Origin of the sequence: Lacticaseibacillus camelliae DSM 22697 = JCM 13995 (genome assembly GCF_001436615.1) — a bacterium.
In the GTDB taxonomy this organism is placed as follows: domain Bacteria; phylum Bacillota; class Bacilli; order Lactobacillales; family Lactobacillaceae; genus Lacticaseibacillus; species Lacticaseibacillus camelliae.
Window position 1 is genome coordinate 38,789 of sequence record NZ_AYZJ01000002.1, and the last position, 11,759, is coordinate 50,547.

Annotated in this window: 15 protein-coding genes; 11 read left to right on the plus strand and 4 right to left on the minus strand. The window is 57.9% G+C overall.

The annotated features are described in order from the left end of the window. Positions 1-22: 22 nt before the first annotated feature. The 3 genes from FC75_RS00220 to FC75_RS00230 all read right to left on the minus strand — a co-directional run bounded on the left by FC75_RS00220 (position 23) and on the right by FC75_RS00230 (position 1,735). Positions 23-526, minus strand: a complete 504-nt coding sequence (locus FC75_RS00220; RefSeq protein WP_056988685.1) for an NUDIX hydrolase — start codon at positions 524-526, stop codon at positions 23-25. 87 nt (positions 527-613) lie between these two features. Continuing rightward, the gene (locus tag FC75_RS00225; RefSeq protein ID WP_056988687.1) at positions 614-1,153 is read right to left on the minus strand and encodes a dihydrofolate reductase family protein; all 540 of its coding nucleotides are present in this window, start codon (positions 1,151-1,153) and stop codon (positions 614-616) included. A gap of 72 nt (positions 1,154-1,225) precedes the next feature. Next, entirely contained in the window at positions 1,226-1,735 is a 510-nt protein-coding gene (locus FC75_RS00230) for a YbhB/YbcL family Raf kinase inhibitor-like protein (RefSeq protein ID WP_056988689.1), read from the minus strand. A gap of 62 nt (positions 1,736-1,797) precedes the next feature. Here FC75_RS00230 and FC75_RS00235 point away from each other — a divergent pair, with 62 nt between their 5' ends. The 6 genes from FC75_RS00235 to metG all read left to right on the plus strand — a co-directional run bounded on the left by FC75_RS00235 (position 1,798) and on the right by metG (position 7,587). Then, positions 1,798-2,574, plus strand: coding sequence for a PHP domain-containing protein (locus tag FC75_RS00235; protein WP_054661880.1), 777 nt, complete (start codon positions 1,798-1,800; stop codon positions 2,572-2,574). Positions 2,575-2,585: 11 nt separating this feature from the next. Then, entirely contained in the window at positions 2,586-3,518 is a 933-nt protein-coding gene (locus FC75_RS00240) for a hypothetical protein (protein ID WP_054661883.1), read from the plus strand. A gap of 12 nt (positions 3,519-3,530) precedes the next feature. Continuing rightward, positions 3,531-4,217, plus strand: a complete 687-nt coding sequence (locus FC75_RS00245) for an NAD-dependent protein deacylase (RefSeq protein WP_054661886.1) — start codon at positions 3,531-3,533, stop codon at positions 4,215-4,217. 10 nt (positions 4,218-4,227) lie between these two features. Continuing rightward, positions 4,228-4,701, plus strand: coding sequence for an NUDIX domain-containing protein (locus FC75_RS00250; protein ID WP_054661889.1), 474 nt, complete (start codon positions 4,228-4,230; stop codon positions 4,699-4,701). Beyond that, positions 4,694-5,521, plus strand: a complete 828-nt coding sequence (locus FC75_RS00255; protein WP_054661892.1) for a DUF72 domain-containing protein — start codon at positions 4,694-4,696, stop codon at positions 5,519-5,521. Before FC75_RS00250 ends, FC75_RS00255 begins: the two co-directional genes overlap by 8 nt. Positions 5,522-5,607: 86 nt before the next feature. Continuing rightward, on the plus strand, positions 5,608-7,587 hold the full coding sequence (metG, locus tag FC75_RS00260; RefSeq protein ID WP_056988691.1) for a methionine--tRNA ligase: 1,980 nt from the start codon (positions 5,608-5,610) through the stop codon (positions 7,585-7,587). Between the two features lie 91 nt (positions 7,588-7,678). Here the strand turns inward: metG and FC75_RS00265 are convergent, their stop codons facing one another. Then, entirely contained in the window at positions 7,679-8,398 is a 720-nt protein-coding gene (locus FC75_RS00265; RefSeq protein ID WP_056988693.1) for a beta/alpha barrel domain-containing protein, read from the minus strand. Between the two features lie 133 nt (positions 8,399-8,531). Between FC75_RS00265 and FC75_RS00270 the strand changes: the two genes are divergently transcribed. The 5 genes from FC75_RS00270 (at position 8,532) to FC75_RS00290 (ending at position 11,704) form a co-directional block, all read left to right on the plus strand. Beyond that, positions 8,532-9,311, plus strand: a complete 780-nt coding sequence (locus tag FC75_RS00270; RefSeq protein ID WP_056988694.1) for a TatD family hydrolase — start codon at positions 8,532-8,534, stop codon at positions 9,309-9,311. Further along, positions 9,308-9,874, plus strand: a complete 567-nt coding sequence (gene rnmV / locus FC75_RS00275) for a ribonuclease M5 (protein ID WP_054661898.1) — start codon at positions 9,308-9,310, stop codon at positions 9,872-9,874. Before FC75_RS00270 ends, rnmV begins: the two co-directional genes overlap by 4 nt. Beyond that, a complete protein-coding gene (gene rsmA / locus FC75_RS00280) occupies positions 9,867-10,751 on the plus strand; it encodes a 16S rRNA (adenine(1518)-N(6)/adenine(1519)-N(6))-dimethyltransferase RsmA (RefSeq protein ID WP_056988696.1) in 885 nt (294 codons plus the stop codon). Before rnmV ends, rsmA begins: the two co-directional genes overlap by 8 nt. Positions 10,752-10,875: 124 nt before the next feature. Continuing rightward, on the plus strand, positions 10,876-11,127 hold the full coding sequence (locus FC75_RS00285) for a Veg family protein (RefSeq protein WP_054661901.1): 252 nt from the start codon (positions 10,876-10,878) through the stop codon (positions 11,125-11,127). A 76-nt stretch (positions 11,128-11,203) separates the two neighbouring features. Continuing rightward, positions 11,204-11,704 (plus strand): GNAT family N-acetyltransferase, encoded by a 501-nt coding sequence (locus FC75_RS00290; RefSeq protein WP_054661904.1) that lies wholly within the window; start codon positions 11,204-11,206, stop codon positions 11,702-11,704. Positions 11,705-11,759 lie beyond the last annotated feature (55 nt).

An 11,759-nucleotide genomic window follows, 5' to 3' on the forward strand; every position in this document is an offset into this window, starting at 1 on the left:
CTGTGCAACCGTGAGGCGATTTTTAGTCTTGCAGGGCCTGCTGCACCACTGCGGTCCAGTTGGTACTGCTGCCGGTCAAGCGGGCAGTGGCCTCGGAAATCGGCAAAAGCGCCACTTCGGCTACTTCTGTGGCCTGCAAGGTAAGCTGGCGCACCGTCAGCCGCGGAATCGTGACCTGGTACACGACCTCGACCCAAGACGCGTGCCACAGGGTCGCGACCGGCGATTGGTGGCTGAAGTCGGCAGTGAGACCGAGTTCCTCGTGCAGCTCGCGGGCCGCCGCCTGGGCGCCGGTTTCCCCGCGCAGTGCGGACCCGCCGGCAGCCAGGTCCCAGCGGCCCGGTCGGTGCAGCTTGTGTGGGCTCCGCCGCTGCACTAGCAGTTGGCCGGTGCCATCAAAGACTAAGATTGCCACGGTCAGGTGAAACAGGCCATGCGGCACCGGATCTTTGCGCAGCTGGGCGCCAACGATGTGAAAATGCCGGTCATAAAGATCCCAGGGTTCGTTCAACTTATCGGTTATCATTTGCCGCCTCCCATCACGGAACCCCAAGTATACTCTCCAGTGCCTGTGGGCGCAAAAAGCCCCTGCGCTGGCAGGGGCTGGTCATGCTTATTCGAGCGGTTTCTTGCAAACCTGGTAGGTCAACGTGACGACCTGGTCGTGCTGAATGGTTGTCTCCAACTTCAGTGGCACGTCCTTGAGGTTGGTCGACACGAGGCTGATACCATCGCCCAGCAGTACTGGCGCGATGGTGATGGTCAACTTATCGATCAAGTCGGCTTTGAGCAGCTCGGTGAAAATATCCGCGCCACCGACCAGCCAAATGTCGCCGCCTTTTTTTGCCTTGAGCTGGCGGACAAATTCAGGGATGTTGCCGGCGACCACCGTGGTGGGGTCGTCTGTGTCGTGCAGCGTGGTCGAAAAGACGTAGGACTCCTTGTCCTGGTACGGATACGTGCCGGCCAGCTTCAGTGCGCGCTGGTAGGTTTTGCGGCCCATGAGCACGGTGTCCACATTTTGGTAGAAGCCTTGGTAGGCATCATCGCCCGCGTTAGAGTTTAGCTTGCGGAGCCATTCGGTGCTGCCGTTGGGTTCGGCGATGAAGCCGTCCAAACTTTCGGTAAGGTACAAGATCACATTGCGAGACATCCAACCACCCTCTTCTGTTTGATTAGGTTAATTGTAGCACAAAAGAAAGCGGTTTCTCACTATTTCCAGAACTTACTGGCGGGACCACAGGTCGCAGCTGACTTGCGCCAGGATGTGGCCTTGCATCGCGTGCCGCAGGTCGGACAGCCAGTAGCCGTCCTTCAGGTCGAGCACGGTGTCCAAGGCGAAGACCGTCAGTGTGTAGGCGTGGTCGGCGTTGGGCGGCTGTGGGCCCACGTAGCCGGTGGCGGTGACGGGGTCGGTGCTGCCGATCAGGTGGCCGGACGTTGAGTTGTGGCCCTGAACCATTTTGAGCGTGCCTTGGTGGCTGGCGTTGTCTGGAATCAGGGTGGTGCCTTTGGGGATGTTCGCTGCGGTCCAGTGGATCCAGGGAAAACCGGAAACCGGCACGGCATCGAAGTCGATCAATTGCAGGGCAAAAGTTTGAGTGCCGGCAGGGGCATCGCTGATTTCGATGGGGAAACTGCGCGTCGGCGTGCCCTTGTGCATGTCTGCTGGTTCGGCATACTTCCCGTACTGATCGGCGAGGTAACCCTTTATTGTTGGGACTGTGACTTTCATTGTTTTTCGCCTCCTGTTAGCGTTAACTTAAGAGTAACACGAACCGGGAGGACAGGCTTACAATGGAATATGACCAGCATGTTCACACCTACTTTTCGTTTGACTCACAGGCGCAGTTTGAAGATTACCTGCGAAAAACCTCGCAGCCGTTCATCACGACCGAGCACTTGGAACTGAGCAATCCAGATGATAACGGCGGCGATGATGCACCAGACCAAGCCGCCTACACGGCCAAGCTGCAGGAATTAAAACGCCGCTACCCAAACCGGTTGTTGCGGGGGATCGAGTGCGGGTACTTTGCGCCGCGCCAGGCAGACCTGCAGCGCTATCTGCAGGCGCAGGACTTTGACCTGGTGCTGCTGAGCTTTCATCACGACGGCCAGTATGACTATCAGGATCCGCACTTTAAGCAGGTCGACCTGAAACGGCATGTGCAGACTTACTACGACCGCATGCTCGCCGGGCTGAAGGCCGCACCGTTTGGCGATGTGCTGGCACATTTTGACTACGGCCTGCGGATCTTGGACGTGACGCCGGCGCAACTGGAAGCCTGGGCCAAGCCGCAGCTGCAGGCCATTTTGGCCTTGATCGTGAAGCGGCAGCTGGCCTTTGAGGTGAACACGAAGTCCATGTACCAGTGGGGCAACGCCGAGCTGTACGAGCTGGTCCTGCCCTGGTATCGCGAGGCCGGCGGCGCGCTGGTCACGCTGGGCTCTGACGCCCACACGGCGGATAAATTTCTCACTGGGTTCGCTGAGGCCAAAGCCCTTATTCGCTCGGCTGGGTTTTCGCAGTTAGCCATGTACCAGGGCCACCAGCCGCATCTGACCACTTTTTAGGTGGAAACGACATGAACGAACAGACACAGCTATTGCTAGACGACGTCAAAAAGCATTACACCATGCCGGTGGACGTGGTAATCGACGGGCCGACGTCCGGGGTGCTGACGCACACCCAGTCCGCCCAGAAGCTGCTGGCAAATGGGCACCTGGAGCTGAAAGTGAGCGACACCACTAATGTGGATTACACGCTGAGCCATGAACTGCTGCACATGAAGCTGGTCACGACCGGGTTTCCGCCGCTGCAGTACCGCCTGGCGACCGGTGATCCGGACGTCGACCAGCAGTTCTTTGCGGTCGGCACCTCGCTTTACGACTCCGTGATGCACGTGCAAATCCGCGCCGAGCAGGCCAAAATGGGCATTCTCACCGCGGAAATGATGAAGCAGCTGGGGGCCGGGGTCACGGCTTCGCTGCCGGAGGACCCGCGGCCGGATCAGTTGGTGTACTGCGTGATGACGCTGCTCGATGCACTGGTGATGTTTGAAGGCGGCAGCAAGGGCCAACTGAACTACTGGAAGGTCAACTATCCGGATGCGCTGCCGCTGGCGCAGGACCTGTACGCCACGCTGATGTCCAAAAGTGTTGCCACCCCGTTTGATTTTCGCCGGATGGTTGTACGAATCTGGCGCCAATTCGACCAGATCCTGCAAAAGCATGGCTTTCAGGAAACAGCCAACGGTGAGTTTGCCACCCTGCCGCCTATCCTGTCGGAGCGTCAGCTGCGGCTGACCTTGAGCCAAACATACGAGATCTTGCACAGCGAGATGACGGACCGCGCCACCAAGAAGCGGGCGTACGTGGCCATGGGCAAGGGCGATCAGCAGAATGCGTTTGTCCTGCCGCTGGCTGACCTGTCCTCAGAAGGCTTCCAGCAGCTGTACCAGACCCCGCTGAAAACGGTGCTGCTGCAGTATCAGGTGGACTACGCGATCCGCGACTAAAGGAGAGTCAGCATGTTTGATTTGAAACAAGCAATTGATGACGCCCAGTTTGTGACGTTCATGACTGGGGCGGGCGTTTCGACCGCGTCCGGCATTCCGGATTATCGCAGCAAGGGCGGGCTCTACTCGGATCTGGCGAGCCCGGAAGAGGCGCTCTCGGATGAGAACCTGCGAGATCACCATGAAGCCTTTCACGACTGGGTCGTCAAGAAAATGTATTATCCAGACGCCAAACCCAATGTGATCCACGAGAAAATGGCCGCGATCACTAACCGGAAAGGCGCCATCGTGACGCAAAACGTCGATGGCTTGCACCAAAAAGGTGGGGCCAAGCACGTCATCGAGTTTCACGGCAATCTGTACAACATTTTCTGTCAAAAGTGCGGTCAGCATTTTGATTATCAGACTTATTTGAAAGCGGATGTCCACGCGCAAGACGGGGGGATCCTGCGGCCTGGGATCGTGCTTTACGGCGAGCCAATCAATCCGGATGTGGTCGAACGGGCAATCGCGGCGATCAGTCGGGCCGATCTCTTGGTGGTAGTCGGCACCAGTTTTCAGGTCTATCCGTTCGCCGGCCTGATCGGCTATGCCAAACCCGGGGCAGTGCTGGCGGCGGTCAACCGCGAGCCCATTGCGCTGCCGGCTGGCGCCCACATGGTCGTCGGCGACGCGGTGGCGGTGTTCAGCAAATTATAGGAGTGATCGCATGACAAAGCAGTTAACCGTGGGCCTAGTGACCACCAAAACCGGCGTGGTCCTGATCAACCGCGCCAAGCCGCCGTACCGTGGCCTGTGGAACGGGCTGGGCGGCAAGGTGGAACCCGGCGAAACGCCGCGTGAGGGGATGGCTCGAGAGTTTCACGAAGAGTGTGGGCTGGTCCTGCCGGCGGACCTGTTTCAGGCGTGTGGTCTGGTGCACTGGTATGTCGATGGAAAGCTGTTAGGCGACCTGTTTCTGTTTAAGGCGCAAACCGGCCAGGAGTTGACGCTGCCGATGCAAACGCGCGAGGGAATCGTGGCCGCGATGGATCCGGCGTGGCTTAAAGCACCGGACAACCTGGGCTTGGTCCCAGACTTGGGCGCGATGCTGCCGTACTTTGAGGGCGGCGAAAACGTGACGCTGCGGTCGGATTTTGAAGGCGAGCGGTTCCTCGGGCTGAAGGCAGTCAGCGATGATTAGCGTCGGGCTGACGGCGGTGGCAGATCACCCGGATCTGGCTAGTGGCCGCGTCAGCAGTCTGGCCGACCTTTCGACAGCGTTTCCGGTGGTCGAGCTTGATACGACCTATTACCATGTGCCCAGCGAACAAGTCGTGCACCGCTGGCTCAGCCAGGTGCCGGCCACTTTTCGGTTCGTGGTGAAGGCCACCGCAGCGATGTCCGGGCATAAGGTCGATGCGCCGCGCGATGCCGGAGCCGAGTTCATGGCGCTGAAGCGGGCGCTGGCCCCAATGCAGGCTTCGGGCCAGCTGGCGGCGGTGCTGTTTCAATTGCCGCCGTATTTTGGTGTCAGTCCGACCAATATCCGGGTCCTGCACCGCATTCGCCAGCTTTACCCTGACCTGCCTGTTGCCGTTGAATTTCGCAATGCCGGCTGGTATCTGCCGGAGTATCAGGCTGAAACGCTGCTTTTACTGCGGGAATTAAACTTTGTACACGTTGTGGTGGATGAGCCCCAGACGCCTGCCGGCAGCGTGCCACTGGTGGCCGAGCCAACGAACCCGGTACTTACAATTATGCGCCTGCACGGGCGGAACGTCGCCGGTTGGCAGCGCGGCGGGGCGCAGTGGCGCAGCGAGCGTACCAACTACCGCTATTCCCAGGAAGAACTGCAGGCATTGGGCGCGGTCGCGCAGCAGCTGGCCGACCGCTCTAAGCAGGTGATCGTGATTTTCAATAATAATGGCCACCACGACGCTTCGGCCAACGCGCAGCAATTCATCCAACTTTTAGGGCTGCACTACCAGGGCCTGGGGCCGCGCCAGCTGGATTTGTTCTAACGGGATTTTCGCCTAAATGCTATACTGGATGGCATACGAGCATTCGGCGCCATTTCGCCGGGTGACTTTTTCAGGAGGCTCTTTCAATGTCAAAACCCACTTTTTATGTGACCACGCCGATTTACTATCCATCTGGTAAGCTTCACATCGGCAACGCGTACACGACGATCGCGGCCGATGTGCTGGCGCGTTACAAGCGTCTGACCGGCTACGACGTTTTCTTCCTGACCGGCACCGATGAACACGGTCTGAAAATCGAACAAAAGGCTGATGCGTTGGGCATTACCCCGCAGGCTTACGTCGACGGCATGGCGGCCCAAATCAAGCAGCTGTGGAAAATGCTTGAGATCACCAACGACAAATTCATTCGCACCACCGACAAGGAACACGTGGCGGCGGTCCAGAAAATCGTTGAGCGCTTGATCAAGCAGGGTGACGTTTACCTGGGTGAGTATACCGGCTGGTATTCCGTGGAAGACGAGGAGTACTTCACCGAGTCGCAGCTGGCCGAAGTCTACCGCGACAAAGACGGCAAGGTCATCGGCGGCAAGGCGCCATCCGGTCACGAAGTCAAGCTGGTCCACGAGCCCAGCTACTTCTTCAAGATGAGCAAGTACACGGATCGCCTGCTCAAGTACTACGACGAGCACCCTGACTTTATCCAGCCGGCCAGTCGTAAGACCGAAATGATCAACAACTTCATCAAGCCGGGTCTGGAAGACCTGGCGATGAGCCGCACCAGCTTCAACTGGGGCGTCCCGATCCCCAGCGACCCGAAGCACGTGGTATACGTGTGGGTCGATGCGCTGCTCAACTACATTACCGCCTTGGGCTACGGCTCGGCGAACCACGACCTGTTTGACAAGTACTGGCCGGCCGATGTCCAGCTGATCGGTAAGGAAATTGTTCGCTTCCATACCATCTATTGGCCAATCATCCTGTTTGCGCTTGACCTGCCGCTGCCGAAGAAGATATACGGCCACGGCTGGCTGGTCATGAAGGACGGCAAGATGAGCAAGTCGAAGGGGAATGCCATTTACCCGGAGATGATCGTCAAGCGCTACGGCCTGGACGCCTTGCGCTACTATCTGATGCGCGCCATTCCGTTCGGTAACGACGGGATCTTTACCCCGGAGGACTTTATCGACCGGATCAACTTTGATTTGGCCAACGACTTGGGCAACTTGCTCAACCGGACAGTCGCCATGATCAACAAGTATGAAGACGGGGTTTTGCCGGACCTGACGCAAACCGAGCCGACCAAGTTCGACGCCGATTTGGAAAAAGTGGCCAAGGATGCCATTGCCAAGTATGGAGACTTGATGGACAATCTGCAGTTCTCAGACGCGCTGGATGCGGCCTGGAAGCTGGTGGCCCGCGCCAACAAGTACATCGACGAAACCGAACCCTGGAACTTGGCGAAGACGCCGGCGACCAAGAAGCAGCTTGATTCCGTCATGGGTCACTTGGCCGAAAGCCTGCGGATCATTGCGCTGCTGATTCAGCCCGTTATGACACACGCACCAAAGCAAATGTTTGAGCAGCTGGGGCTGGACCCGGCAATCGATGAGCAGGAGACCCTTGAGTGGGGCCACCTGCCGGCTGGCAACAAGGTCGTTGAACAAGGCACGCCGATTTTCCCGCGGCTTGACGCAGAAAAAGAAGTCGCCTACATCAAGTCTCAGATGCAGCCGCCGAAGAAGGCGGCCACGGTCGACGAAAAGACGCGCAAGGGCGAAATCGAATGGAAGCAGTTCGATAAGTCTGAGATCCGCGTTGCCGAGATTTTGAACGTCGAAAAGGTCAAGAACGCCGATAAGCTCCTCAAGTTCACGCTGGATGCCGGGGATGAAGGCACGCAGCAGATCCTGTCTGGGATCGCCGAATACTACCCAGACTTTAAGCAGTTGGTGGGTAAGAAGGTGCTGGCCGTCGTCAACCTCAAGCCGCGCAAGCTGAAGGGCGAAATGAGCGAGGGCATGCTGCTGTCGTCGGAAGACAACAACGGCAAGGTGACGCTGCTTCAAGTTGACGCAGCCATTGAAAACGGGAGCTTGATCAGTTGAGTTGGTCATTTTGAAACGTCGCCGAATGGGTGGCGTTTTTTTACCTGGCAGCAAAAAACCGGCACGCGAAGGCGTCCCGGTGATAGTTTTGCTAATCTTCAACTTCAACCTTGGCGGTCCAGGGCGTGGCAACTTTTGAAAGCGGCTTGGCGAGCGCGGTCAGCACGCTTGGTGAGGCAAGCAGGCCATTGACTTCTTCGCCGCTATCATGCGCAAAGTTCAGCACTGCCGCCGCGTCAGCCGCCCGCAGCCCGGTGGCGTCGACCACCAAGGGCAGGTCAGTCGCGGCACTTTGCTGCTTAAAAAGGGCTGCGGCTTGGGCGCGGTCGTAGGTCGGCGTGGCCGGTGTTTTGGTGAAGCCGTCAACGTGGCTGAGCGGCACCGGTGTCGGTAGAGTGAGCACTGAGGCGTTGTAGCGGGGATCGCTGAACTCGCGCGTCATGGCGATGACCGCTTCCGGGGCGGGAACGGCAGTTTTGGGAATCGCCAGCGCCAGGACAAGCGGCAGGTGATTCGCCTTGGCCTCAGCACCCACGCGTTCCACCAAGGTCTTTTTGCGGTCGTTGATCACTTCATCGTCATTGGCCAAATAGGTGAGGTGCAGCAGCACCCCGTCGCCACCAGTTTCAGCGATGCGCAGCGCACTAAGATCTGCTTGCAAACTCGGCAGGCCGTCCGCATCGGTGTCGCCGTCGTAGGTGACCAGCCGGCCACTAGTGGCGGTCCGTTCGGTCGTAGCCGTCAGCACGAGCTGCTGGTTGGACAAGGCCTTCAGGTGGTTGAATTGACCCAGCGTAATTTTCACAGACATAATGATCCCCCCAGGGTTGAGTTTAAATTCAGTGTACGCCAGCTGCGCCGTGCCGTTACAAAAAGTTTTCTGGGGCGGTTTGTGGAAACCAGTCGGCCTGCGTATAATGAATTGCGACATCTAAGGAGAAACTATGCAAATTTTTGATACGCACACCCATCTGAACGATACGCCCTACGCGGGCAAAGAGGCCGAATACGTCGAGGCGGCCAAACGGCTTGGCGTCGAGAAAATGGCGATTGTTGGCTCGAATGCGGCGCTGAACGCAGGAACGATGCGACTTTCTGAGCAGTTTGAGCACCTTTACGCCATTGTCGGCTGGCACCCTGATGACAGCAAGGACTACGACCAAGCGGCGGAAAAGCTGCTTGAGGCGCAGCTGGCTGCGCCTAAAACCATTGCGCTTGGTGAAATTGGCCTGGACTATCACTGGGACAACAGCCCGCGCGAGATCCAGCGCCGCGTTTTTCGCCGCCAGCTGGCGATTGCGCGTGAGCTGCATCTACCGGTGTCGATCCACTCGCGCGATGCCTTTGAGGACAGTTATCCAATCTTGAAAGAGGCCCACGTTGGCGATTTCGGTGGCATCATGCACAGCTTCACCGGGGATGCCGAGTGGGCCCGGAGGTTTCTGGACCTTGGCATGTACATCTCGTACTCGGGCATTGTCAGCTTTAAAAATGCGCCGCTGGAGCACGCCAGCGTCCGGGTGGTCCCGGACGACCGGCTGCTGGCGGAAACTGACGCGCCTTACCTGACGCCAACGCCTTACCGCGGCCGTCAGAACCAGCCGGCGTACACCCGCTATGTGGTGGAAGCCGAGGCCAAGTACCGCGACGACACGCCGGAACACATTGCCGCTTTGACCTGGGCCAACGCCCACCGAATCTTCGGCTTGAAGGAGACAGAATGACCGCTTTTAAACAAATCATCGTGGTCGAGGGCCGCGACGACACCAAGCGCCTGACTGAGACGTTCGGTCCAATCGATACCATTGAAACGCGCGGCAGTGCCATTGATCAGGCCACGTTAGCCCTCATTAAAAAGGCCCAGGCCACGCGCGGGGTGATCGTGCTGACCGACCCAGATTTTCCGGGCGAAAAAATTCGCAAGACCATCAGTGCTGCAGTGCCAGGCGTGACGCACGCGTTTCTGCCGGTCAAAGAGGCAGTGCCAGACCACAAGGGGTCACTCGGGGTCGAGCACGCCAGTCCTGCCGCACTGAAGGAAGCCCTTGCCCACTTGGTCACTGAAAAGCCCGATGCGACACCGGTGATCTCGCGGGAGATCCTGTTTGCGGCCGGCTTACTTGGCGGGCCCAACGCGCGGGCGCGGCGAGAGCGGCTGGGGGATTTGTTGCACATTGGGTACACCAACGGTAAGCAACTGCAAAAGCGCCTCGCGCTATTTGAAATCAGCGAGTCCGCGTTTGCGACGGCGCTGAAAGAGTTGAACAAGGAGGTACCGCATGCCTGAACACGAGTACATTGCAACGCCCAGCAGGACAAAAGAGATTCTGCAGCGCCACGGTTTTCGGTTTAAGAAGCGCCTTGGCCAGAATTTTCTGACCAACCCCAAGGTGCTGCAGCGGATCGTGGCGGCTGGGGGGACGAGTGCTGCCGATGACGTGATCGAGATCGGTCCCGGCATCGGGGCCTTGACGGAATTCTTGGCTGAAAGCGCGCACCAAGTGCTGGCGCTGGAAATCGACCCGCGGTTGTTGCCGGTGCTTGCCGAGACCATGGCGCCGTACCCGAACGTCAGCGTGGTCGAGGCGGATGTGCTGAAGGCGGACTTGCCAGGGCTGATTGCCGAGCACTTTGATGGTCAGCACCAATTGAAGGTAATTGCAAACCTCCCGTACTACATCACGACCCCGATCCTGATGCACCTCATCGAGGCCCCAGTGACGTTTGATGACATTACCGTCATGATGCAAAAAGAGGTCGCGGACCGGTTGACCGCCGCTCCCAGCAGTAAGGACTATGGCAGCCTGACCATCGGCGTTCAGCAGCGCATGAACGTTGAAGTCGCCTTCACGGTCAGCCGGACGGCTTTTGTGCCGGCCCCTAACGTCGATTCTGCCATTGTCAATCTGACCAAGCGCACGACGCCTTTGGTTGAGATTAGCGACCAGGCGGCGTTCGATCGGCTAGTCAAAGGCAGCTTTGCGGCGCGCCGCAAAACGCTGTGGAATAATCTCACCAATTTATTTGGCAAGGATGACGCCACAAAGGCCAAGCTGACTTCTGCACTTGACGCCGTTCAGGTGACCCCCAGTGCACGCGCCGAGACGCTCAGCATCCCACAGTTTGCCGCCTTGGCGGAAGCGCTAAAGGCGAACGGGCTGTAAGCATGACCTAATCGGGAAAATTTGCACGTTTTTCAATATTTGCCGCTTGTCTACACCCTTTTGTAATGGTATAATTGCAAATTTCTTGCAAATCTGCTAAGATGTTCACTAAGGGGTGAAGTGCATGCCAATTACATTAGCAAGCATCAAGCAGCAACTCGACGCAAAAATCGGGGAGAATTTGACCGTTGTCGCACAAGCGGGCCGCAAAAAAGTGATCCGCCGCAAAGGCACGCTGAAGGAAACTTATCCAGTCGTTTTCGTGGTCGCCCTAGACCAGAAGGAAAACTCGTTTGAACGTGTTTCGTACAGTTATGCTGACCTCCTCACCAAATCGATTCAAATCACATTTGATGATGAAGAGCAAGCTTCATAAAAGCAAACCAGCCGCTGCCTGCGGCTTTTTTGTTACCGCGATTGATGAGGAATGATCACTGATCAGGAGGACCGTCATGTTCAAATTTCACGCTGTGCGCACGCCGCAAGACCGCCAAACCGCGCTTAAAATTTACCAGAGTAATCCCAGCTACTTTACGCTGACCGGGCAGAAAGCGCCCACGCTACAAATGGTCCGGGAAGATGCTGAGGCGTATCCGGCCGACGTGAGTGAGACCCAGAAACACTACGGGTTGCTGCTGATCAATAGCACGCCAGTTGGGGTGATGGACCGGCTGAACGGCTACCCCGAGCCGCAAACAGTGTACATTGGCCTTTTGATGATCGATGCCGCACACCAGCGCCAAGGGCTGGGCCGGCGAGCGGTTGACGGGTTTGCCAAACAGTTTCAGCGGCAGGGATACGGCCGCATGCGGGTCGCAGTACACACCGCCAACCCGGCGGCGCTGCAGTTCTGGCAGCAAGTCGGGTTTAAGCCGGTGGGTGAAGGGCGCGCGCAGCTCAGTGCCGATCAGTCTCAGCCGGTCGTGATTTTGGACCGCGACTTGGCGGACTAGCGTATGAATTCACGCGGTAAACCGGTATAATTAGGCAAAACATGTAGAGACTGGT